The organism is Burkholderia pulmonis, assembly GCF_984667975.1.
The window spans coordinates 2,393,758-2,416,440 of the sequence record NZ_OZ480187.1 but is presented as its reverse complement, the minus strand read 5'-3'; the positions used below and the strand labels follow the sequence as shown (position 1 = coordinate 2,416,440).

The 22,683-nt window shown below is 68.9% G+C and carries 22 protein-coding genes; 9 read left to right on the top strand and 13 right to left on the bottom strand.

Annotated features, from left to right (window positions below; genetic code table 11):
* Positions 1 to 15 precede the first annotated feature (15 nt).
* Positions 16 to 951: a hypothetical protein gene (locus AC5LXK_RS27460; protein ID WP_493391798.1), complete on the top strand. Its 936-nt coding sequence runs from the start codon at positions 16 to 18 to the stop codon at positions 949 to 951.
* A 10-nt stretch (positions 952 to 961) separates the two neighbouring features.
* Here the strand turns inward: AC5LXK_RS27460 and AC5LXK_RS27455 are convergent, their stop codons facing one another.
* The 3 genes from AC5LXK_RS27455 to AC5LXK_RS27445 form a co-directional block, all read right to left on the bottom strand.
* On the bottom strand, positions 962 to 2,401 hold the full coding sequence (locus AC5LXK_RS27455; protein WP_493391797.1) for an MFS transporter: 1,440 nt from the start codon (positions 2,399 to 2,401) through the stop codon (positions 962 to 964).
* Positions 2,402 to 2,524: 123 nt separating this feature from the next.
* Positions 2,525 to 3,298 (bottom strand): helix-turn-helix transcriptional regulator, encoded by a 774-nt coding sequence (locus AC5LXK_RS27450; RefSeq protein ID WP_493391796.1) that lies wholly within the window; start codon positions 3,296 to 3,298, stop codon positions 2,525 to 2,527.
* 25 nt (positions 3,299 to 3,323) lie between these two features.
* Positions 3,324 to 3,665, bottom strand: a complete 342-nt coding sequence (locus AC5LXK_RS27445; RefSeq protein ID WP_034185706.1) for an FKBP-type peptidyl-prolyl cis-trans isomerase — start codon at positions 3,663 to 3,665, stop codon at positions 3,324 to 3,326.
* A 583-nt stretch (positions 3,666 to 4,248) separates the two neighbouring features.
* On the opposite strand from AC5LXK_RS27445, the gene AC5LXK_RS27440 reads away from it, so the two are divergent.
* Together AC5LXK_RS27440 and AC5LXK_RS27435 are read left to right on the top strand one after the other, a co-directional pair.
* A complete protein-coding gene (locus tag AC5LXK_RS27440) occupies positions 4,249 to 5,166 on the top strand; it encodes a metal-dependent hydrolase (RefSeq protein WP_493391795.1) in 918 nt (305 codons plus the stop codon).
* A gap of 453 nt (positions 5,167 to 5,619) precedes the next feature.
* Entirely contained in the window at positions 5,620 to 7,101 is a 1,482-nt protein-coding gene (locus tag AC5LXK_RS27435) for a sigma-54 dependent transcriptional regulator (protein ID WP_493394069.1), read from the top strand.
* A gap of 11 nt (positions 7,102 to 7,112) precedes the next feature.
* Here the strand turns inward: AC5LXK_RS27435 and AC5LXK_RS27430 are convergent, their stop codons facing one another.
* Positions 7,113 to 7,499: a GtrA family protein gene (locus AC5LXK_RS27430; RefSeq protein ID WP_493391794.1), complete on the bottom strand. Its 387-nt coding sequence runs from the start codon at positions 7,497 to 7,499 to the stop codon at positions 7,113 to 7,115.
* Between the two features lie 1,045 nt (positions 7,500 to 8,544).
* Positions 8,545 to 9,327 carry an ABC transporter substrate-binding protein gene (locus AC5LXK_RS27425; RefSeq protein WP_493391793.1) on the bottom strand — a complete coding sequence of 261 codons (783 nt, stop codon included), beginning with the start codon at positions 9,325 to 9,327 and terminating at the stop codon, positions 8,545 to 8,547.
* 235 nt (positions 9,328 to 9,562) lie between these two features.
* Between AC5LXK_RS27425 and AC5LXK_RS27420 the strand changes: the two genes are divergently transcribed.
* On the top strand, positions 9,563 to 9,982 hold the full coding sequence (locus tag AC5LXK_RS27420; RefSeq protein ID WP_493391792.1) for an MbcA/ParS/Xre antitoxin family protein: 420 nt from the start codon (positions 9,563 to 9,565) through the stop codon (positions 9,980 to 9,982).
* Positions 9,979 to 10,680, top strand: a complete 702-nt coding sequence (locus AC5LXK_RS27415; RefSeq protein ID WP_493391791.1) for an RES family NAD+ phosphorylase — start codon at positions 9,979 to 9,981, stop codon at positions 10,678 to 10,680. Before AC5LXK_RS27420 ends, AC5LXK_RS27415 begins: the two co-directional genes overlap by 4 nt.
* Before the next feature lie 30 nt (positions 10,681 to 10,710).
* On the opposite strand, the gene AC5LXK_RS27410 is transcribed toward AC5LXK_RS27415, so the two are convergent.
* Positions 10,711 to 11,442, bottom strand: a complete 732-nt coding sequence (locus tag AC5LXK_RS27410; RefSeq protein WP_493391790.1) for a metallophosphoesterase — start codon at positions 11,440 to 11,442, stop codon at positions 10,711 to 10,713.
* 138 nt (positions 11,443 to 11,580) lie between these two features.
* Between AC5LXK_RS27410 and AC5LXK_RS27405 the strand changes: the two genes are divergently transcribed.
* Positions 11,581 to 12,234: a DUF1345 domain-containing protein gene (locus AC5LXK_RS27405; protein WP_493391789.1), complete on the top strand. Its 654-nt coding sequence runs from the start codon at positions 11,581 to 11,583 to the stop codon at positions 12,232 to 12,234.
* A 6-nt stretch (positions 12,235 to 12,240) separates the two neighbouring features.
* Here AC5LXK_RS27405 and AC5LXK_RS27400 read toward each other — a convergent pair whose 3' ends face one another.
* Both AC5LXK_RS27400 and AC5LXK_RS27395 read right to left on the bottom strand, forming a co-directional pair.
* Positions 12,241 to 12,909, bottom strand: a complete 669-nt coding sequence (locus AC5LXK_RS27400; protein ID WP_493391788.1) for a glutathione S-transferase — start codon at positions 12,907 to 12,909, stop codon at positions 12,241 to 12,243.
* Between the two features lie 96 nt (positions 12,910 to 13,005).
* On the bottom strand, positions 13,006 to 13,713 hold the full coding sequence (locus tag AC5LXK_RS27395) for a class I SAM-dependent methyltransferase (RefSeq protein WP_493391787.1): 708 nt from the start codon (positions 13,711 to 13,713) through the stop codon (positions 13,006 to 13,008).
* A gap of 308 nt (positions 13,714 to 14,021) precedes the next feature.
* Between AC5LXK_RS27395 and AC5LXK_RS27390 the strand changes: the two genes are divergently transcribed.
* Positions 14,022 to 15,674 (top strand): DUF3459 domain-containing protein, encoded by a 1,653-nt coding sequence (locus tag AC5LXK_RS27390; RefSeq protein WP_493394068.1) that lies wholly within the window; start codon positions 14,022 to 14,024, stop codon positions 15,672 to 15,674.
* 69 nt (positions 15,675 to 15,743) lie between these two features.
* Here AC5LXK_RS27390 and AC5LXK_RS27385 read toward each other — a convergent pair whose 3' ends face one another.
* From AC5LXK_RS27385 to AC5LXK_RS27365, 5 genes are all read right to left on the bottom strand, one after another.
* Complete coding sequence (locus AC5LXK_RS27385) at positions 15,744 to 16,328, bottom strand: thiamine phosphate synthase (protein ID WP_493391786.1); 585 nt, start codon at positions 16,326 to 16,328, stop codon at positions 15,744 to 15,746.
* A gap of 22 nt (positions 16,329 to 16,350) precedes the next feature.
* A complete protein-coding gene (locus AC5LXK_RS27380; protein WP_493391785.1) occupies positions 16,351 to 17,694 on the bottom strand; it encodes a hemolysin family protein in 1,344 nt (447 codons plus the stop codon).
* Between the two features lie 76 nt (positions 17,695 to 17,770).
* Positions 17,771 to 18,550 (bottom strand): sensor histidine kinase, encoded by a 780-nt coding sequence (locus tag AC5LXK_RS27375; protein WP_493391784.1) that lies wholly within the window; start codon positions 18,548 to 18,550, stop codon positions 17,771 to 17,773.
* A gap of 67 nt (positions 18,551 to 18,617) precedes the next feature.
* Complete coding sequence (locus AC5LXK_RS27370) at positions 18,618 to 19,541, bottom strand: DMT family transporter (RefSeq protein WP_493391783.1); 924 nt, start codon at positions 19,539 to 19,541, stop codon at positions 18,618 to 18,620.
* A 41-nt stretch (positions 19,542 to 19,582) separates the two neighbouring features.
* A complete protein-coding gene (locus AC5LXK_RS27365; protein WP_493391782.1) occupies positions 19,583 to 20,440 on the bottom strand; it encodes a LysR family transcriptional regulator in 858 nt (285 codons plus the stop codon).
* 113 nt (positions 20,441 to 20,553) lie between these two features.
* Here AC5LXK_RS27365 and AC5LXK_RS27360 point away from each other — a divergent pair, with 113 nt between their 5' ends.
* Positions 20,554 to 20,937, top strand: coding sequence for a tautomerase family protein (locus tag AC5LXK_RS27360; protein ID WP_493391781.1), 384 nt, complete (start codon positions 20,554 to 20,556; stop codon positions 20,935 to 20,937).
* A gap of 126 nt (positions 20,938 to 21,063) precedes the next feature.
* The gene (locus AC5LXK_RS27355) at positions 21,064 to 22,683 is read left to right on the top strand and encodes a CHAD domain-containing protein (protein WP_493391780.1); all 1,620 of its coding nucleotides are present in this window, start codon (positions 21,064 to 21,066) and stop codon (positions 22,681 to 22,683) included.

Below are 22,683 nucleotides of genomic sequence, written 5' to 3'. Positions count from 1 at the left end.
CGGAGCCGCCTCGCCATGACCCACCCGCTGGATTCCGCCGGTTATCGGCGGCTGCTCGACCTGCAGCGTCGTATCCACGATCATTGCGAAAGTGAAGGCGCCGAGGACGGGCGCGACCATTCGGATCCGGCGGAGCCGCTGTGGCTGACCGATTTCAACCATGTCGACGTCGCGCCGATGCGTGCCGGGCTGCATGTCCGGTACTTCGGCGAAGCGTGGGGCGAGCCGCTCGACTGGACGCTGGCATGCCTGGCGGAGCGGGAAGTGGCGAGCGTCGTGACCGATCTCGCATTCAGCGGCCCCGACGAGGGCGCGAACGGCACGCGCGAATGGGATTTCGGGCCGCTGCTCGATTCGGATGCGTACTTCCCGATGCTGCGTTCGCTGTATGTGCGGCCCACCGAGCCGGCCGATCACAACATGTCGATGATCGTGCGCCGCGACCTGATCATGCAGGAGGGCGGCGAGATTGCGCGCTTCGTCGCGAAGGCACCGTTCCTCGCCGAGCTGACGGTGCCGAATGCGCCCGATGCCCGCTTCTTCGACGTGCCGTTACCGCACCTGAACCAGCTGCGCATCGGTGGCGGCAGCGATACCCAGCAGTTCATCGATCGTCTTGCCGGCAGCGACAACCTGCCGTCCCTCGGCGGCCTCGATTTCTCCGAATCGACGGAATTGCATTTGGCGTGGAAGCACGAGCGCGGTGCCGGCAGCGTGACGTCGTTCGACGCGTACGCGCGCTTGCTGAAGAGCCCGGCCGGCCAGCGGCTTCATACGCTGTCGCTGCGAAACACCTGTCTCGATCTCGATGCGCTCGACGCGCTGCAGGCGCTGCATCCGCGGCTGCAGTTCATGGTGATCCAGGCCAGCAGCGGCGGGTACGTGAGCCACTTCAAGCGCAACGTTTTTCCGTGGCGTCACCTGATCCAGCCCGACCCCGGCGACGCGTGACCGCATGCGCTCAATCGGCCGCCGGCATCGCCTGATGCGCGCTCGCCGCGCCGCGATGCGCATCGGGCCGCACGCGTGTCGCGAGCAGCGCGGCCGCGACCAGCAGCGCGACCGACACGGCCGTCTCGATCCGTAGCCCGTTGACGACCTGCCACGCGCCGCCGCCGCCGGCGAGTGCGCCGAATGCCGCGACACCCATCGCGCCGCCGGCCTGCCGGGCGGTATTCAGCACGGCCGACGCGATGCCGGCCCGTTCGGGCGCGACCGAAGCGAGGATGGCCGTCGTCATCGCCGGCACCGCGAATCCCATGCCCGTCGGAATCAGCAGGAACGGCACGAGCAGCATGACGAGCGGCGTCGATGCGTCGACGAAATGCAGCGACCCGTAGCCGAGCGCGGCGACGAGCGCGCCTGCCAGCATCGGCACGCGCGAGCCGTGTCGCGCGACGACGCGGCCGCTCGCGAGATTCGCCAGCAGGAAGCCGCCCGTGAGCGGCAGGAACGCAAGGCCCGCCTGCAATGCCGATTCGCCGCGTGCGCGCTGCAGGTAGAGCGCGAGCACGAACACGGTGCCGTAGTACGTGAGGTTCACGCAGATGCCGAACAGCACGGCTGCACTGAACGTGCGATGGCGGAACAGCGACAGCGGCAGCATCGGCGTGGCCGTACGCGATTCGACCGCGATGAACGCGAGTGCGGCCAGGGCCGCGAACGCGAAGCCACCGGCCACGACCGGATGCGCGAAGCCGAGCGGTTGCCATTCGATCACTGCGCCCGTCAGTGCAGTCAGCATCGCAATCGCGATGAACTGGCCGCGCAGGTCGAGCGCGCGGATCGAACGGGCGGGCGCCGCTTCTTCGCGGCGCGCAGGCACCCATGCAAACGCGGCCGCGAGCCCCGCTGCACACAGCGGCAGGTTGACGAGGAAAATGCCGCGCCAGCCCCACGCGGCGATCAGCAGGCCGCCGACGACCGGGCCGGCCGCGATCGAAATCGATCCGGCGGCCGTCCACCAGCCGACCGCGCGGGCGCGCAGGCGCGGGTCGTGCCGGCACGCTTCGTTGAGCAGCGCGAGCGAATTGGGCAGCATGGCCGCGGCGCCGACGCCTTGCAGCGCGCGGGCCGCGATCAGCATCGCGGGCGAGACGGCCGCGCCGCACGCCAGCGACGCGAGCGCGAACAGCACGAGGCCCGCGATGTACAGGCGGCGCGCGCCGAAGCGGTCGCCGAGCGCGCCGCCCGACAGCATCAGCACCGCGAACGCGAGCGTGTAGGCATCGACGACCCACTGCAGGCCGGCGACCGGCAGATGCAGGTCGGCGGCGAGATGCGCGAGCGCGATGTTGACGATCGTCACGTCGAGCTGCGTGACGACGAAACCGATGCTGACGGTTGCGACGACGCGTGCGAGCGAGGACGGGAGGGCGGGGGTGGGGGTTGTCGTATCCATGCACCCATCGTAGGACGCGACGGGCAGGCGATGTTTCAGCGCGACGTGAAGCGTCGATACGCATGCCGGCGCGGATGCGGATCCGCTATGTGCGCCGGTGCGTGCCCGGCGCGCCGGGTGTGTTCAATGGCGTTCGCCGCGCCAGCGTCCGGGCGCCACGCCGAAGCGCTTCGTGAATGCATGCGTGAACGTGCTCTGGTCCGCGAAGCCGACCATGCCTGCGACGTCGACGAGCGGATGCCGGCCGTCGGCGAGCAGCACGACCGCTGCGTCGAGCCGCAGCCGCTGCAGGTAGCGATGTGGAGTTTCGCCGAATGCGTCGACGAACAGTTGATGAAACCGGCGCATGCCGTAGCCGCAGTGCGCGGCCAGATCGGCGATGCGAAGCGGCTCCGCGAGCCGCGCGCGCAGCCAGCGGTCGATGCGCGTGAAATCGAGGCCCGACGCGGGGGCTGCGATGCCGGCGTCGTCGAGCAGTGCGTCGCACAGCCGCGCGGCGGCTTGCCACTGGAAACGGTGCGCGGCAGCCTGCCGGGCGTCGCCGGCCGGCGCATCGTGCTGCGCGGCGGCCGCCGCGACCTGCGCGACGAGCGACGTGAGCGCCGGGTCGATCGACACGGCGCGCGCGCGGTCGAACAGCCGCTGCGGCACCGCGAGCGACGCGGCGGGCAGGTCGATCACGAGCTGGCGATTGTCGCCGAGGCCCGCGTAGTCGTGGCGCGCGCCGGCCGGAATCAGCCAGGCCGCGTGCCGGTCGATGCGCTGGCCGATCCCGTCCACCGCCATCACCATCGCGCCATCGACGCCGAGCACGACCTGGTGGAAGTCGTGCACGTCCGACGCTTCGCTCGTGTCGTAGCGGCGCAGCGCGATGGCGGGGGAGGCGAGGCGTTCCATCGGACGGAAACGGCCGGGTGTGTCGTCAGACGTCGAGCAGTTCGACTTCGAACACGAGCGTCGCGTTCGGCGGAATCACGCCGCCTGCGCCGCGCGGGCCGTAGCCGAGTTGCGGCGGAATCGTCAGGCGACGCACGCCGCCGACCTTCATGCCCTGGACGCCTTCGTCCCAGCCCTTGATGACCATGCCGCCGCCGAGCACGAACGCGAACGGGTCGTTGCGGTCCTTGCTCGAATCGAATTTCTGACCGTCGGTCAGCCAGCCCGTGTAGTGGACGCTGACGGTCTTGCCGGCTTGCGCTTCCGTGCCGGTGCCTTCGGTCAGGTCTTCGTATTTGAGGCCCGATTCGGTCGTGATGACAGACATGACTTCTCCTGAAAGAGGGTTGCGTAAAACCGCTATTGTAGGCGAGCGGGCATCGGGTCGTCGCAGGTGGCCTGCGCATCGTCGAACGGGGGGCGGCGCGCGCGGCAGGCCGCCGTGCCCGCGATCGCCCGAAACGCAATTGGAACGCGCGTTTGAATTTTTCGCGGGCCGCGCGATCGAGGTTGCACCGTTCCGGTGCGCCATGCGTATGAATCGGTGCTGCCGATGCGATCCGCCGGCTGTCGGGCGGTCAGCGCCGGATGCCGCGAGACGCCCGCCGCACGGGGTTTTCCGGCCGGCAGCGGCGCGCGGCGCCGGGCGTCTCGAAACCGCTTTCGGTGAGCCCGTGCGTTCGAATCGGGTCGCGTCCAGGCGTCGTTCGAACGCCGCTTTTTCTGCCGTTTCGACCGTGCCCTGTTTGGAAGCGCGCATCTACCGCGCGGCTTGCGCGCGCCGGCGCGGTCGGCCTATCTTTACATCTGTCGATGTCAAGATTTTGGCGGTGCGCGATGTGCCGCCCGGGCCTGCGCCGGCTGCGTCGAACGATGCGCCGGGCCGCTCCGGAACCAGGAGAACCATGAACATGAAGTCAGCCGCTTTCGCTACCGCAGCCGGGATCATGCCGGTGCGCCGCGACCTGCGCTTTGACCTGCCGGTCGAACGCGCGAAGGACTGGCATGGCCTCGGGTCGCACGTGACCCATTTCTTCAACGCGCTGTCGCTGCTGTTTCCGGCCGGCGAGCGATTCTTCATGGATTCGGTGCGCAACTACCGCGACCGGATCGACGATGCCGTGCTGAAGCAGCAGGTGCTCGGCTTCATCGGCCAGGAGGCGATGCATACGCGCGAGCACATCGAATACAACGAGCTGATGCAGGCGAACCGCCTGCCCGCGCGCAAGCTCGACCGGCGCGTGTGGGCGGTGCTCGGCTTCATGAAGCGCAAGCTGCCGCAATCGGTGCAGCTCGCGCATACGGTTGCAGCGGAGCACTACACGGCGATGCTCGCCGACTGGCTGCTGCGCGACCCGACGCGCCTCGACGGTTCGGTCGAAGGCTACCGGCAGATGTGGATCTGGCACGCACTCGAGGAAACCGAGCACAAGGCCGTGTCGTTCGACGTGTGGAATGCCGCGATGAAGCCGGGGCTGCGCCGCTACCTGATCCGCATCGGCGTGTATCTGCTGACGACGCTGACGTTCTGGCCGACCGTGTTCCTGATGCACGCGACGCTGCTGTGGCGCGATCGCGGCGCCGGCCATCACGTGCGCGGCATGCTGCGGATGATCGCGTTCCTGTACGGGCCGCGCCGCGGGCTGTTCCCGCGCATCGCCGGCGAATGGCTGAGCTTTTTCCGGCCGGGCTTCCACCCGTGGGATCACGACAATCACCATCATCTCGCGCGGGTCGATGCGCTGGCCGCCACGTACGGCGAGCACGGCGGCACGCCGGCCGGGCGCGGCCGCGCGAGCGCCCCGGCGCCGCTCGCATCGGGCCGCTGATACGCCGCGCCGCGCTGTCATGCGCGGCGTCGGGCGGCGCCTGTTGCGTTCCCGCATCAGCCGTCTTCTTCTGACGATTGACCGAGGTCAACCGGAAGCGGTCAAGCGGGCGCTCGCCTGCCTGGCCGGACGGCTGGACGCATGCGCCCCGGCAAGCCGATCCCGCGTGTCCCGCATCGCACGCAAACGCCGCGCGCCAGCACCGGCGCGGCTGTGCGCGGCGGGCGCCGGCCCGTTCCGGCGTCGCGTTGCCCCCGCCACCCGGATAACACCCATCTAGCCGCCGGCCTCACCCATCGCTATACCGTTGATGACAACGTCCACCTCACGCGCGATTCATGCGCAGGGGGATTTTATTCGGACGGAAATACGGCCAATATGTCGGTTCGATCGTGGTCCGTCGTACGCGGCGGCGAGCCGGCGCACGATACCAACGCCAAGCGGGGAACAACGATGGTTGCAAGGTCACCCGACGCAAACGGGCAGGCAGCGCCCGAGTTGACGGATGTCTCCGTCACCGCGCCCGAAGCCGGACGCAAGCTGTTCGTGATCATGCGCACGCCCGACGAGCCGTTGCTGGCGCAACTGCGCGGGCTCGGCTGGGAGATCGCGGTCGCGAAGACGGCCGGCGCCGCGCAGAACATGACCTCCGGCGTGAACGTTGCCGCCGGGCTGGTCGACTTCACCGGGTTCACGTCGCGCGATTATCCCGCGCTGAAGGCGTGCCTGAGCCAGCCGGCGATCGGCTGGATTTCCATCGCGCAGGCCGGCATCACGATCGGTCCCGCCGTGCGTGAACTGATCCGCAGCTATTGTTTCGATTACGTGACGCTGCCGCTGCCGTACGAATGGATTTCGCACGTGCTCGGCCATGCGCGCGGGATGGCCGCGCTCGATCGCGTCGACGGCGCCGCCTATGCGGCGTCGATCGGCGAACACGGGATGATCGGCAACTGCGAGGCGATGCAGCAGCTGTTCAGCACGATCCGCAAGGTCGCGAAGACGGACGCGAGCGTGTTCATCTCGGGCGAGTCGGGCACCGGCAAGGAACTGACCGCGCTCGCGATTCACGAGCGCTCCGGCCGTGGCAAGGGGCCGTTCGTCGCGATCAATTGCGGCGCGATTCCGCATCACCTGCTGCAGTCGGAACTGTTCGGTTATGAGCGCGGCGCGTTCACCGGCGCGAACCAGCGGCGCGCGGGCCGGATCGAATCGGCGAACGGCGGCACGCTGTTTCTCGACGAAATCGGCGACATGCCGGTCGAAAGCCAGGCGAGCCTGCTGCGCTTCCTGCAGGAAGGGAAGATCGAGCGGCTCGGCGGCCAGGAGTCGATCGCGGTCGACGTTCGGATCATCTCGGCCACGCACGTCGATCTCGACGGCGCGGTCGAGGCCGCGCGCTTCCGCGCCGACCTCTATCACCGCCTGTGCGTGCTGCGCATCCACGAGCCGCCGCTGCGCGCGCGCGGCAAGGACATCGACATCCTTGCGCACTATGTGCTGCAGAAATTCAAGGCCGACAGCGGCCGCAAGATCAGCGGCTTCACGTCGGCCGCGCTCGACGCGATGCGGCGCTACGAGTGGCCCGGCAACGTGCGCGAGCTGATCAACCGCGTGCGGCGTGCAATCGTGATGGCGGAGAGCCGGCTGCTGACGCCGCACGATCTCGGGCTCGACACGCCCGGTGAAACCGAACCCGTGACGCTCGAACAGGCGAGGGCGCTGGCCGAACGCACCGCGATCGAGAACGCGCTGCTGCGCAACGATCACCGGATCAACAAGGCCGCCGCCGAGCTCGGCATTTCGCGCGTGACGCTCTACCGGATGATGATCGAGCACGGGCTGAACGATCACGACAACAACGGCGGCAACGGGGACAGCGGCGGGCACGACGGTGCGCCGTCCGGCGACGCGGGGCATCAGCGGGTCGGCTGAGCGGAACCGGCTCAGCGATAGGTCCAGAGCCGGTGCAGCACGAACGTGACGGGCGGCACGCACAGCACGACCGCGACGATGCTCCACGCGCGTGCGAGCCCGAGCGCCTCGGTGCCGTGCGCAAGCAGCATCGTCGCGACGAGGCCGGCCGCCGCGACCGAGAGAAAGCGCACGAAGTTGCCCCACGTCACCGGCGACGAAAAACTCCACAGTGTGTTGGCGAGATACGAGAACGCGGTCGAGCAGACGAACGCGGTTGCATTCGCGACCACGGGTGTCGCGTCGAACAGTGCGAACATCGCGGCGGCGATCAGCGCATGCAGCACGGTCGAGCCGAGACCCGACACGCCGAAGCGGATCAGCCTGGCGCGCTCGGCGGCATAGAGGGTGCGGATCATCGTGGGCGGTCGTTCGGGCGGGGTGGCGGCGCGTGCAGCGGTGTCGCAGTATAGCCGCGCAAGCGGCCGGCCCCGTGCAGGCCGGCATGTAAAGCGCATGAAACATTTCGCATCGGCAACCGGCCGAATTTCCGCGATGAACCGGGTCAACCGGCCAGCATCCCGTCGGTAAAAATGCCGTGCTCCATTGTTCAGCCTTATCCCGCAAGGCGCTGCCGTCACGCGGCCGGCGCGTATCGCGCGCCGCATGTTTCAGTTTCGCAACTTCCGGCATTCCACCCCCGTTTTGCGCGACAGCAGGCCCGGTCAACCCCTTGTCGGGACGGGCTCGCACGAAGCTGGCCCGCTCCTTGCGAAGAGTGGCATGCGAGAGTCGACGACGCGAGGTCCGGCTCCGGTCCGGCAGCGAATGCAGCCAGGTCCGGTCAGGACGCAGTCCGCGGGGATGCGGCGGCGGAGCGCGGCGCAGCGGCCGCGTGACGGCGAGCACGGAACGTCGTCGCCTGATCGTCGGGGCACCGGTGTCGTCCGGTTGCCGGAACAAGCATCAGACTGACTACGGGGTAGAAAAATGATCGATCGCCACACGCCGCGGCAGGCAGGCCGCGATCGCAGTGATTCGGGACATCGCCGGTCGAGCGTCACACTGGCAGCCGGCCGCCATGCCTCGACAGGCCATCTCTCCGCGCCCGGTGCGAGGCGGATCCGGCTGGTTGCCGGTCATCCGCGCCGGGTCGGCACTTTCCTGCACGCCAACCCGATCCGCATGGGCATGTGCACACGGGCGCCGGTACCGCGACGCCCGATCTTCGCCTATTGACTCGAGCAGCACGACATCCGTTCGCGTCGTCCGTCGTTCCGTTGAACGATTGATATGCAATCCGAACGATGATCGACATGTCGCGCTGCGTGCGACGCAAGAGGCAAGCAGGCAAGCATTCGAGGCGACGGCGAACCGCGCGATGCCGTTGCCATCCGGTTGAAGGGGAGGGGCGGTCGGACGCGCGCGACGGGAGCAGTGCCCGTACGCGCGCGACGCCGTTTTTCAGCTGCCGTAGATGTCGAAGTCGAAGTACTTCGACGCGAGCCGCTTGTAGGTGCCGTCCTTGACCATGTCGACGATCGCGCGATCGATCTTCGCCTTCAGGTCGGTGTCCTCCTTGCGCAGCCCGATGCCGGCGCCGATGCCGAGCACCTTCTCGTCGACGAGCTCGGGCCCGACGAACGTGTAGTTCGCGCCGCGCGGTGATTTCAGGAAGCCGATCGCGGCCTGCACTTCATCCTGCAGCGCTGCGTCGAGGCGGCCCGACGTCAGGTCCGCATACACGCCGTCCTGGTTCTGGTACGACACGACGTTCGCGCCTTGCTTGCCCCAGTACGCCTTCGCATACGTTTCCTGCGTCGTGCCCTGCTCGACGCCGATCGATTTGCCCTTCAGCGATTCGGCCGTCGGCAGCAGCGGCGAACCCTTCTTCACGACGAGCCGCGTCGGCTGGTTGTAGATCTTCGTCGTGAAGCCGATCTGCTGCGCACGCTGCGGCGTGATCGACATCGACGACAGCACTGCGTCGAACTTCTTCGCCTTCAGCGCCGGGATCATCCCGTCGAAATCGTTCTCGAGCCACACGCACTTCGCCTTCAGGCGCGCGCAGATCTCGTTGCCGAGGTCGATGTCGAAACCGACGAGCTTGCCGTCGGGCGCCTTCGATTCGAACGGCGCGTAGCTGGCATCGGTGCCGAAGCGAAGCGTGGTCCAGTCCTTCGCGACGGCTGGGCCTGCGGATACCGCGAGCAGGGCGATCGAAACAGCGGCAATCAGTCTCTTCATGGTGCGTTCCTTGGCGTGGGGCATCCGGTTTCTGCGCGACACGGTTCCACGGACCCGCGCCGCGTCCCGACGCGGTGTCCGCACGGCCATTAACGCAGAAAATAAAATCAGAGTCCAGAATGGACAAAAAATATCGTTTCGCCGGGCACGTAGGCCGCTCAACGGGGGGGCGACCCTTGCAAAAATACCGAAATGGACTAATCTTGTTAGTAAATTCGTTTCGAGACTAACCGTCATGTCATACCCTGCCTACGAATCGCATTCCGCCTCGCCGCAGGCTTCGGTCGCGCAGATGTCGGCGGCCGGCCTGCGTGCGTTTTTCAACATCGCGCGCGACTGGGCGCTGACGATCGACGAGCAGATCGTGCTGCTCGGGTCGCCCGGCCGTTCGACGTTCTTCAAGTGGAAGGCCGTGCCGGAATCGGCGCGCCTGCCGCGCGATACGCTCGAGCGGCTATCGCTGCTGCTCGGCATCTACAAGGCGCTGCAGATCCTGCTGCCGCAGCCGGCCGCGGCCGACGCATGGGTCAAGCGGCCCAACGACGCGGCGCCGTTCGGCGGCCGGCGTGCACTCGACCGGATGCTCGCCGGCAACGTCGGCGATCTGGTCGCCGTCCGGCAATATCTCGACGCGATGCGGGGTGGCTGGGCGTGACGACATCGATCGAGACACAACAATGGCCCACGACCTCCGTCGACTGGGCTCCGGCCTACCGCGTGATCCCCACCCGTTTTCCAGCGATCAACCTGTTCGACCGCGTCGCGTCGGCGGACGATTTTGATGCGCTGTACGCGCTCGAATCGCTGACCAACGACCGCATCCGCAACGAAGTCGGCACGCTCGATCTCGTGCCGCCCGCCGAGCGTCGCTACGGGCAGGGCTGGGGGCCGATCATGGCCGCGTTCACGCACCTGAATCCGCTGGGCAGCCGCTTTTCCGACGGCAGCTACGGGGTGTTCTATTGCGCGCGCTCGCGCGACACGGCGATCGCCGAAACGCGCTATCACAGCGGGCTGTTCCTGGCTGCGACGAACGAGCCGCCGATGCGCCAGCAGATGCGGCTCTACACCGTGTTCGCGCAGGGCGACGTGGCCGACGTGCGTACGTGGCCGCAGCGCGATCCCGCTCTGCTGCATCCGCTCGACTACAGCGCGGGCCAGGCACTCGGCCGGGCGGTGCGCAACGCGGGCGGTGCGGGAATCGCCTATCCGTCGGTGCGCGACCCACGCGGCGAATGTCTCGCCGCGTTCCGCACGACGCTGCTGCGCGACTGCCAGCACGCGGCCTATCTGGAATACAACTGGAACGGTACGGGCATCGATGCGGTGTTCGAACTGAACCAGGTCGGTTAGCGTCCACGCGCTCGTCGGTGCATCGGTGCATCAGGGCAGCGGCCAGTCGCCCGCGTGGCGTTCGCGCGCTTCGGCCTGCGTCATCGACCACGTGCTGCCGGTGCGCGGCTCGGCGAGCGTGAGCCGCCCGGACGGCGCGAACGCCCCCGTATCGATGAACCATTGCGCGCCGATCCGCTGCGGCGCACGCACCGGCGTGTGCCCGGTGCAGGTCAGCGACAGCCCGGCCTGCCGCGCCGGGTCGGCGAGCCCCTGGACGAGATCGCGGCCCCAGATCAGCCGCTCGCGCACGTCGTGCGGATAGTTGCCGGTGTCGAGGTCGGCGTCCGAGCCGAAGAATTCCGCGTGCAGCACGTTGAAGCGCGCCGGTCCGTCGCCGATCACGCGCACGAGCGGCAGCGCGTCGACGCGCACCGCATGGGCGTGCAGCCGTTCCGGCGGCAGGTCGGCGCCCCAGTCGCCGCCGATCCCGCGCCAGGCGTCGGGCGACAGCTTGCCGCGCGCGACGAGGCTCAGCACTTCCTCGTGGTTGCCGCGTACGACGTGGCACCACGGGCGATCGAGCAGGTCGAGCGTGGTTTCGGAGGCCGGGCCGCGATCGACGAGATCGCCGACCGAGAACAGCCGGTCGCGGGCCGGATCGAAGCGGATGTCGCGCAGCAGCGCGCGCAGCACGTCCACGCAGCCGTGCAGGTCGCCGACGACGAAGTCGCGGCCGGCCGTGTTCGCCGGGTGGTGGCAGAGGGGGGCGGTGGCAGTCATCCCCCTATCTTAGGCGCTCGTGCCCATCGCCACGTCACGATGGAATGGCGATAATCGGGGCACGTTACCCGTCGGGCGGCGCTGCGGACCGTTCCGCGTGCCGGCCGAACCCTTTCCGTCCGCTTTCGGAATCACACGATGACGTTTTATCCGCAGGTATTACGCAACCGGCCGCGCATGGTCGCGGCGTTCGTCGCCGGCGTGCTGTGCGCGGTGTTGCTGCCGTTTCCGCTGCGTCCGGCCGTCCGGGCGCTGATCGGCTGGGATTGCGCGATCTGGCTGTATCTGGTGCTGATGTGGGTGCGCATGGTCACCGCGCATCATCACAAGGTGCGTGAAGTCGCGATCCGCGAGGACGAAAACGCGACGACCGTGCTGACCGTCGTGTGTTTCGCGACCGTCGCGAGCGTGGCGGCGATCGCGATCGAACTCGCGACCGCCAAGAGCGTGGGCTTCAGCGCGGGGCTCAGCCACTACGCGATCACGGGCGCGACGCTGTTCGGCGCGTGGTTCCTGATCCCGACGATCTTCACGCTGCACTATGCGCGGCTCTACTACGGCTCGCCGAGCAGCGACCGTGCGCTTCGTTTCCCGGACCGGAACCCCGAGCCCGATTACTGGGATTTCCTGTATTTCTCGTTCACGCTCGCGGTCGCGTCGCAGACGGCCGACGTGTCGCTGACCAGCCGCTCCGCGCGGCGCTCGGTGCTCGCGCAGTCGATCCTGTCGTTCTACTTCAACATGGCCGTGCTCGGGCTGTCGATCAACGTCGCGGCGGGGCTGCTGAGCTGACGCCGGTTACTTGAGCAGGTCGTACGGGCCGCCGCGTTCCAGCGCCCGCCGGTATGCGGGCCGCGCGTGGATCGTGTCGAGGAAGCGCGCGATCGCGGGATAGCGGCTGCCGCCGCCGCGCGCGGTCGCGGCTTCGAGCGGAAAGCTCATCTGGATGTCGGCCGCGCTGAAACTGTCGCCGACGAACCAGCCGGTGCGTGCCAGCGCACCGTCGACATGGCCGAGATGCAGCGCGATCTGCGGATCGACGAAACCCGACTGCAGCGTGTCCGCGATCTTGCGCGCGATCGGCCGCGCGAAGAACGGCATCGGCGCGTGCGCGATCCGCAGCGCGACGAGCTTGAGCAGCAGCGGCGGCATCGCCGACCCTTCCGCATAGTGAAGCCAGTACGTGTAGTCGTGCCGCTCGGGCGTGCCGGGAGGCGGCGCGAGGCGCCCGTTGCCGTAGCGTTCGACCAGGTATTCGATGATCGCGCCCGACTCGGCGAACGTGTGGCCGTCGTCGGTAACGACGGGCGACTTGCCGAGCGGATGGATCGCACGCAATTCGGGCGGTGCGAGCATCGTTTTCGGATCGCGTTCGTAGCGCACGATCTCGTACGGCACATCCAGTTCTTCGAGCAGCCAGAGCACGCGCTGCGAGCGCGAGTTGTTCAGGTGATGGACGGTGAGCATGTCGAGGCCGGAAAGAGGGCGGAAGCGACATCATACCCAGCGCATGTGGCGCGTACGCGAATCGCGTCGCGCGCCGTTCCGGGCCGCTTCGAACCGTTACGCCCGTCGTACCGCGATCCACGCGCCCCAGAACAGGCTCGCGAAAAAGCGCAGAGGCGCGTCGAAGCCCGCGTCGCGCAGCAGCGCGAACACGGCTTCCTCGGACGCGGGCGGATCGGCGCCCTGCAGGATCTTCGCGAGTTGCGCGCGCACGGCGTCGGGCGTGGCGCCCTTCATGCGCCAGCGTTGCTGCCACGCGTCGAGCAGGCGAGGGTGGTCCGCGTAGCGGCGATGGTTGCCGGCGAGCACGAGCGGCGCGCCGGGCTTCAGGCGCCGCGCGATCGCGTGCAGCAGCGCGGCCTTTGCCGCGTCGCCCGGTACGTGATGCAGCACGCCGATCAGCGTCGCGCCGTCGAACGCGGGTGCATCGGGCAACGCATCGACGCCGTTCTCGACGAACGCCGTCCGCGCGCCGAAGCCGGCGGCTTCGACGTTCGATCGCGCGAGCGCGAGCATCGGCGCGGACGGGTCGACGGCCGTGAACTGCCAGCCTGGTTCGAGCGCGGCCGCGACGCAGATTTCCTGTCCCGTGCCGCCTGCGCCCGCGACGAGGATCCGGGCATCGGCAGCGCCGATCGCCGACGCGAGCATGCACGCGGTGAGTTCGTGGCACGCATCGTAGCCGGCGAGCGCGATGCGCGATTGCTCGGCGTATTCGCGTGCGCGTGACGGATCGAATTTCGCGGCGCTGGCGGGAAGCGACATGGCAGTTTCCTTGGATCGGAGGGCGGACGACGCGTCCGCGAGCATCACGCAGAGCGTAGGGGCGCACGGCCCGCGCAACAAGGCGTGCAGTCATTCCGGTATGCCGACTACCCGACTCGGGCGACCCTGCCGGCGTGCCCGTTTTCCAGGGGTCGGTTCGCATTTAAAAATGCCGTATCAGGATGTATCGCGATGGCGAATCCGGCGCATACTCGTTTCTCTCCCCCCGCCTGGCCGTCGCATGCCGGGCCCCGATGCGCCGCGCCACGGGTGCGGCCATGCCGCTCGGTACGCACGAGGAGCGCATGATGTCCGATTGTCCGCACGATCCGTACGCGCAGCACTACATTCATTGTTTGCCGTTTGGCGCGCAGCCCTGTGGCGCGCTCTGCACGACACCGCGCACGCATTTCCGCGTGTGGGCGCCGGGCAGTACACAGGTTCAACTCGAACTCGATTCCGGTTCCGATCCGACGCTCGTCCCGATGGCGGCTGCCGGCCCGCACTGGTTCGAAGTGTTCGCCGACTGCGGCGCGGGGACGCGTTACCGCTATCGCCTCGACGATGCCGTGTCGATTCCCGATCCCGCGTCGCGCTCGCAACCCGAAGGGCTCAACGGCCCGAGCGAGGTCGTCGATCCACGTGCGTTCAAATGGCGCAATACGTTCTGGCACGGGCGCGCGTGGGAAGACATCGCGCTCTACGCGATTCGCCCGCACGCGGTGGGCGGTTTCGACGGCGTACGCCGCCGCCTGCCGCAGCTCGCGCGCCTCGGCGTGACCGCGCTGGAACTGCTCGCGTCGCCGCACGACAGCCTGCCGTTCGCGCCGCTGGCGGCCGAAGGCGGCCCCGACGCGCTGAAGGCGCTGATCGACGACGCGCACGGCCATGGTCTCGCGGTATTGCTGGAGCTCGACTACGCGCGCTTCGGCAGCGGCACCGATGCGCTGCGTCACTACGCGGCGCCGTTCTTCCATACGCGTGACGACCCGCTGCAGGCCGCGCCGCTGGCGCTCGATCATCCGGAGGTCTGCGATTTCTTCTGCGACAACGCGCTGTACTGGATCGACGAATACCGGTGCGACGGGCTGCGCCTGCGCGAAGCCGACCGGATCGGCGTGTCGTGGCTGCGCGAGATCGCGGATCGCGTGCGCGCGGCCGTGCCGGCCGACCGGCTGATTCACCTCGTGCTCGGCAGCGAGCGGCATCCGGTGCATCTCGCCGATACCCATTTCGACGCGCAGTGGAACGGGTGCGGCGAACGCGCGCTGCACCGGCTCACGGGGCGTGACACGTCGGCTCATGAAGGCATTTCCACGCACCAGTCGATCCACACGCTCGCCCGCGCGCTGACCGCGGCCGGCGCGGCGTTCCAGCCGGCGGCGTCCGGGGACGGCATGGCTGCCGACAGCGGGTTGTCGCTGACGTCGCTCGTGCTGTCCGACGGTGCCTGGCGCGACAGCGGCCAGGGCGAACACGGGCAGGCGGCTGGCCTGGCCGCGCTGGCGTTGTCGCTGCTCACGCCGCAGATCCCGCTGATCTTCGACGAAACCGCGCGCGACGCCGATCGTGCGCATTTCGTGCAGTCCGCGCTGGCGGTGCGCGCGAAGCTGATCGCGCCGCGGCTGTCCGATTGCCGGCCGCAGGAGGCCCGCGCGCTGAAGGCGGACGGCGACGGCGATGCCGACGCGCTGTTCGCGTCCTGGCGGCTCGCCGACGACGAAACGCTGACGATCGCGCTGAACCTGTCGCCCGATGCGGTGCCGTTCGATGCGCCGAGAGGGCGGGTCGTGTTCGAGACGCCGGCACGCGCACGCGACCGGGTCGATGAAAGGGAATTGCCGCCGTATTCGCTCGTCGCGTGGCTGACGGGCGACGTCAACCGCTATGCGCTGACGCACGACGCGCGTCGCATCGACGACGGCTCGTGGCGCGGGATGCGTCCGAACCTGAACGCGTGAGCGGATGAAAGTGTGACGGCCGGAAGGCCGGGCGCGGCGCGCCCGGCTGCGTTGCCGGCGTGCCCCGGATTACCAGAACCCGCGGATGCCCGCGATGCCGTGCGCGCCATGGCGGCGCGCATCGTCGAGGTGCGCGCGCGTCATGCCGCCGAGCGCGAACACGGGCATCGTGGCCTGCGCGGCCAGCGCGTCGAATTGCGTCCAGCCGAGCGTCGGCGCACCGGGGTGGCTGAGCGTCGGCAGGACGGGCGACAGCGTGACGAAATCCACGCCGGCGCGTGCGGCCAGCAGCAGGTCGTCAGGTGCATGACACGCGGCGGATACCCATCGGCCGGCCGGCAGCGGCCGCTGCGCGGCGGCGCGCAACGCGGTGCCGTCGAGATGCCAGCCGGCACCGTCGAGCCGCATCACGCCGGCTGTATCGATCGGGCCGTTCAGCATCAGGTGTGCGCCGGCCGCGTCGCAGCGCGCGAGCGCCGCGGCGGCGAGCGACGCGAACGCGGCTGCGTCGAGCGATTTCACGCGCAGTTGCACGAGCGTCTCGCCGCGCGCGAGCACGGCCGACAGCCGGTCGAGGAATGCCGCGCAATCGGCTGCCGACGCGGATGCCGGTTCCGGCGTGATCACGCAGCAGCGCGGCAGCGTCGCGTTCATCGCGCGCGGTAGCGGGCGGCCGTCATTCGTCGGCCTCTTTCGCGGTCTTCGGATACACGCGCACGAGCACGATGCGCGGCCCGTTCATCTTCTTCACGACGACGTCGAAGCGGTCGAACGACACGCGCTGGCCTTCGGTCGGCAGGTCGCTGAGTGCCTGGATCACGAGGCCGCCGACCGATTCCGCGCGGCCTTCGTCGATGTCGATGCCGAGCGCCTGCTCGAGCGACACGACGGGCAGGCTGCCCTTGCCCATCAGCGTGCCGTCGTCGAGGCGGCTCCAGTCGGCATCGCCCTGGCGGAACTCGTCGTGGATCTGGCCGACCAGCGCGCCGAGCAGGTTGTCGAGCGTCAGGAAGCCGATCGGCTTCTCGCCCTTGTTGCCGACCAGCGCGAAGTGCGGCGCACCCTTGCGGAAGCGGCGGAACAGGTCGAGCGCGGGCGTGTCGGGCTTCACGTACTGCACCGGACGGACGTAGTCGGACAGGTCCTCGAGCGCCGCGCCCGCATGACGCGCAAGCAGCAGGTCCTTCAGGTGGATCAGCCCGCTCACCTGTTCGCGCGACGCATCCTCGAACAGCGGATAGCGGCTGAAACGGTGGCGCGCGACGATCTCCATGTTGTCGGGCAGCGGCAGGTCGCGCCGCAGGCCGATCATTTCATGGGCCGGCCGCATCAGGTCCGACACGGTCATCGACGAGAAATCGAGCGAGTGCGCGAGCGTGTTCCACTCGTCGTTGCTGTACGTGCCGCGCGCCGGCTGTGCCGCATTGCCGGCCGTGCTGCGGCGGCTGCGCAGGATCAGCTTCAGTTCGTCGGTCGAGTAGTGCGCATCGCCGCCGTGGTCGGCCGACAGCCCCGCGAGCCGCAGCACCGCGTTGGCGCTGTTGTTGAGCACCCAGATCGCCGGATACATCGCCCAGTAGAACGCATACAGCGGCAGCGCGACCCACAGGCCGACCTTCTCCGACTGGCGGATCGCCATCGATTTCGGTGCCAGTTCGCCGACCACGATGTGCAGGAACGAGATCAGCGAGAACGCGAACACGAGCGAGATCAGGTGCACGACGCGTTCGGACTGTACGCCGATCAGGTCGAGCAGCGGGCCGATCAGCTGCGCGAACGCCGGTTCGCCGACCCAGCCGAGGCCGAGCGACGCGAGCGTGATGCCGAGCTGGCACGCGGATAGATACGCGTCGAGCCGGCCGTGCACGACGCCGAGGATGCGCCCGCGCAGGCCGTGCTTGCGGGCAAGGGTCTTGACGCGCGTCGCGCGCAGCTTGACGAGGCCGAATTCGGCTGCAACGAAGAACCCGTTGAGGGCCACCAGGAACAACGCGCCGATGAGCGCGAAGATCTGTAACAAAGAAACACTCCGGTTATGACAGGCCCATCAGTATAGAGCCAGAAAGGATTTTGTAATGTATCGGGCGGCCGATTGCTTACACCGGCGCCTCGCAGGGAATGGCGAACGTGATGGTGGCGGCCGCACCGTCGCTGAACGCGTCGTGCGCGAACGTGCCGCCGTGTGCGAGTGCGACGCGCTGACACAGCGCGAGCGCCCACGCGGTACGCTTTGCGTCGCGCTCGCGCAACATCTCGCGCCGGGCGAACGATTCGAATGCGTGCGGCTGTGCGGGATCGGCGAGCGCGTCGGCGTTCACGGTGCAGGTGGCGCGCGCGGTAAGCTGCGCGCCGTCGCGTGCGCACGCGAACGTGACGCGGCTACCGGCAGCGCTGGCTTCGACGGCCGTCGTCAGCATCGTCCACAGCGCCTGCGCGACGCGTTCGCGGTCGACGGTCAACGACGGCTCGCCGTCCGGCAGCGTCGCGTCGAGCACGACCTGCCGTGCGTCGGCGAGCGTCACGCGCACGAGCGCGATCGTGTCGTCGAGCAGCGCGCGCAGTGCGAACGGCTGCGGCTTGAGGGCGAGCGTGCGCGTTTCCGCGCGCGGCGCGTCGAGCGCGTCGTCGATCAGCGCGACCTGCTGGTCGATCCCGGTACGGATGCCCGCGAGCGCGCGCTGCAGGTTGGGGTCGGCGTTGGCGAGCTGGCGCTCGAGCACGTACGCCCAGCTGTGCATCGCGTTCAGCGGGCTGCGCAAGTCGTGCGATGCGGTGGAAAGTGCCTGGTCGCGCAGGAACAGTGCCGCCTGGGCAGCGTAGTGCGCTGCGCGTTCGCGCAGCAGGTCGGCGGCGGGATCGACGGAAGTGGACGTCACGGAGCTGGCCTGTCGGAAGCGGTGGGCGTGGAAGTCACGCGAACCGCCATTATAGGGACGGTGCGTGTCACGCCGGCAGCGCGTCCTCGTCCTTTTTCCGTGCGTCGCCGTTCGGCAGCAGCTGGCAGGCGAGCAGGCCGGCGAGCATCAGCGCGCAGCCGACGAGCGCGCGCAGCGTCAGCGTTTCGCCGAGCGCGGCCCAGCCGGCGATCGCCGCGAACACGCCTTCCATGCTGAAGATCACGGCCGCGTGCGCGGGCGCTGCGTCGCGTTGCGCGACGACCTGCAGCGTATAGCCGACGCCGACCGACAGCAGTCCGCCGTACAGCAGCGTCGGCAGCGCGCCGCGCAGCATCGCGACGCTGACCGGTTCGACGGCGAGGCCGACCGCGAGACACGCCACGCCGCACACGAGGAACTGCAGGAACGCGAGCACGAGCGGATCGTGGCGCTTCGCGAGATGGCCGACGGCCATCACGTGCGCGGCGATGATGACGGCGCCCGCGAGCTGGAACCAGTCGCCGTAGAGCACCGAGAAGTGCTCGTCGATGCTGAGGAAATACAGGCCGATCGCGGCCAGCAATGCGCCGAACCACGTGCCCGCGCCGATCCGGTGGCGGGCGAACACGCCCATCAGCGGCACGATCACGACGTACAGCGAGCTGATGAAGCCGGCGTTTGCGACCCGCGTGAACTGCAGGCCGAACTGCTGCAGCGAGATCGACACCGCGAGCAGCCCGCCGAGCGCGAGGCCCGGCAGCAGCAGCGCCGGTTCGCGGCGGATCGCCGCGAGCTGCGCGCGCGACGCGGTGTTGAAGCTCAGCAGCGGCACCAGCACGAGCGCGCCGAGCAGGAAGCGCAGCCCGGTGAACAGGAACGGCCCGATCACGTCGAGGCTCAGGCGTTGCGCGACGAAAGCCGAGCCCCAGATCGCGGCGGCGGCGAGCATCAGCAGGTTGGCGCGGAGGTGCTGGCGGGCTTCGGGTTTCATCGGAATTCTTCTGGAGATTGCTGGCGGCGAAACCCGTTAGTTTACGCCGAGATTGCAAGGCTGTCGGCAAACCTGCGCAGCGCGGCGGCGGCCCGGGCGTCGCGTACGCGCGAATACAGCACGACCTGCGATTGCGGCAGCGGCGGCAGCCCGAATTTCGCGCCGACGTCGACCAGGGTGCGCGGTGCGACGCGCCGCGCGAGCGGGCAGACCGCGAGCCCCGCGGCGGCGGCGGCCGTGACCGCCGCGACCCCGCCGCCGATGAAGCGCTCGCGCCACGGCTGCGCTGCGCGGTCGAGTGCGCGCAGTGCGGCGGCCCGTACGCCGCACGGGCCGGCCAGTACCGCGAGCGGCAGCGGCTCGCCCGCGCGCGGTGCCCAGTCGGGTGCGGCGAGCCACGCCAGCGGCTCGGTGAACAGCAGCGTGGCGTCGTCGCGTGGCGGATCCTCGCCCGGCTCGTGCCGCACGATCACGGCGTCGAGCCGGCGCTCGTCGTATTGCGCGAGCAGGTTCGTCGACGTCCCGAGATGCATTTCCAGCGACAGCCCGGGATCCTGCCGGTGCAGGCTCGTCAGCACGGCCGGCAGGTCGGGCACCGCCACGTGCTCGCTGACGCCGAGCGACAGGCGGACCGTGCCGGCCGAGATCGCCCCGAGCGCGTGCTCGTGCGCATCGAGCAGCGCGCGGGCGGCCGGCAGGAAATTCTCGCCGTCGGCGGCCAGCTTGACGACGCGCGGCGTACGCGCAAGCAGCGGCTTGCCGAGATGGGCCTCCAGCCGCTTCAGCTTCAGGCTGACGGCCGATTGCGTGGTGCCGAGCGCGTCGGCGGCGCGCGTGAAGCTGGCGAGATCGGCGACCAGCACGAACGCGCGAACGGCATCGAGATCGAGTACTTTCATTTCAAATGAAAATGAATGAAATATTAATCAATGACTGTTCATTATAGATCGGCGGGCCTAACCTGACGCTGCGTTTCCGTTCTTCCACGTTACCCACCGACAGGAGCAGGACCATGCCATTCACCCGTATCGCAGTGCGAGAAGGCAAACCGGCCGCCTACCGCGCGGCCCTCGTCGACGGTGTGCACCGCGCGCTGATGCACACGTTCAACGTGCCCGAGGACGACATCTTCATGGTCGTCACCGAGCATGCGGCCGAAAACTTCGTGTACGGCCGCCATTACCTCGATATCGAACGCAGCGACGATCTCGTGATGATCCAGATCACCGCGAACAACACGCGGACGCTCGAGCAGAAGCGGGCGCTGTACCGGGCGATCGCCGAGAACCTCGAGCAGCAGCCGGGTGTGCGGCAGCAGGACGTATTCATCAGTCTCGTCGAGGTGCTGAAGGAGGACTGGTCGTTCGGCAACGGCCTCGCGCAATACGCCGTTTGACCTGCGACAGGGCGACGGGGCCGGATCGTCGCCGACGCGTTTTTGCGACGTGTACTATGGAAGCTGCTTCACGGGCGACGCCGGCGCGGTCGATGCGCCGGCGATCCTTCATGTGCAGGAGCTTCCATGTCGCGTGTGCTGGAAATCGTGTTGTCGCTGTCGCTGGAAGGGTGGCCGGTCAAGGCTGCAAGTCGCGCTCGCGGCGCGCAGCGCGATTTCGGCGCCGAACTCGTGCGCGCGTGGCGGATCTGCCCGCAGGTGCGGATGCGGCGCGGCCATGAGCGCGTGACGATCGAGCCGTGCCAGATCGAGGAAGCCGAGCCGAGCCCCGGCGCAAGCTGGTGGACCTGGGTCGAATCGAATGCGCATGGCAGGCGGGTCGTCGCGTCGCGTACGAAGGCATTCGCGCCCGGTGTGACGGAGCGCGAGCTGTTCGATGCGGAGCATGCGGGCATCGTCGTCGCGATGCCGCTGCCGCTACCTGTAGCGGGGGCCGCGACCGATGCCGGTGCGCCGACTGCCGAAGTCGACGGCTTCGCACCCGACACCGCCGATGCGCCGCCCGACGTGTCGGCATCGCGCGTCGTCAGCGAACGGCGGCGCGGGCGATGGGCCGACGACAGCGGCGTCGTGGTCGAAATGACGCTCGACGACATCACGGTGCACGGCGGCGGCGAGCCGCCGCGCCGCTTCGTCGAGCTGCGTCTTGCCGCACCCGACTGGGAAACCGTTCCCGCACGCACGGCGGCGCTGCATGCGCTGTTCGCCTCGGCGCGCGAACTGAGCGGCGCGTGGCCCGCCTTCGTGCAACTGACGAGCGTGATCGATCGCGTCTGTGCGGGCGGGCCGCTGGCCGCCGGGCTGGTGAAGGCGCAGCTCGTCGACCTGACCGGTATCCGCACGCAGCGCGCCGCGCTGTTCGCGCTGTCCGGCGACATCACCGCGCAATGGCTCGGCAACGAGGGCGGCGTACTCGATCGCGACGATCCCGAATTCGTGCACCAGATGCGCGTCGCGCTGCGCCGCCTGCGCACGCTGATGCGCTTCTTCCCGCTCTTCACCGACCGCGCATGGCAGGACACGCTCGGCGTCGACCTGCGCTGGCTCGCCGCGCTGCTCGGCACGGTGCGCGACTGGGACGTGTTCTCGACCGAGAGCCTGCCCGCGCTGATCGCGGCCGACGGCGGTGACGGCGACTGGGACGGCACGCTCGACGCTGCCCGCGCGCAGTCGATGGCCGCGCGCGTCGAGCTGCGGCAGGCACTGCATTCGGCACGCTATGCGCGGCTGACGCTCGGCTGGCTCGAATGGCTGGGCACGCTCGCGCTGCCGGCGGCCGAAGGCGACGACGCGCCGTCGCTGCGGCGTCACGCAACCAAGCGCGTGCGAAGGCTGTTCGGCGATCTCTACGCATCGCCGTCGCTCACGTCGCTCGATACGGCCGCGCGCCATCAGGTGCGTATCGACGCGAAGCGGCTGCGTTACGCACTCGAATTCTTCGCGTCGCTGGCGTCGCGCCGCACGCGCAACGAGACGGTCAAGACGCTCACGCGCGTGCAGGGCGTGCTCGGTGAAGCGAACGACACGATGGTCGCGCTGCAACATCTCGAGCAACTGGCGGCCCCGCCGTACCAGCTCGGTTTCGTACGCGGTTACGGCGCCGCGCTCGAACAGCGCGCGGCACGCGACGCCGAGACGCTGCTGGCCAGCCTGCGCCCGCCGAAGCTCGACGGCAAGCCGGGCTGA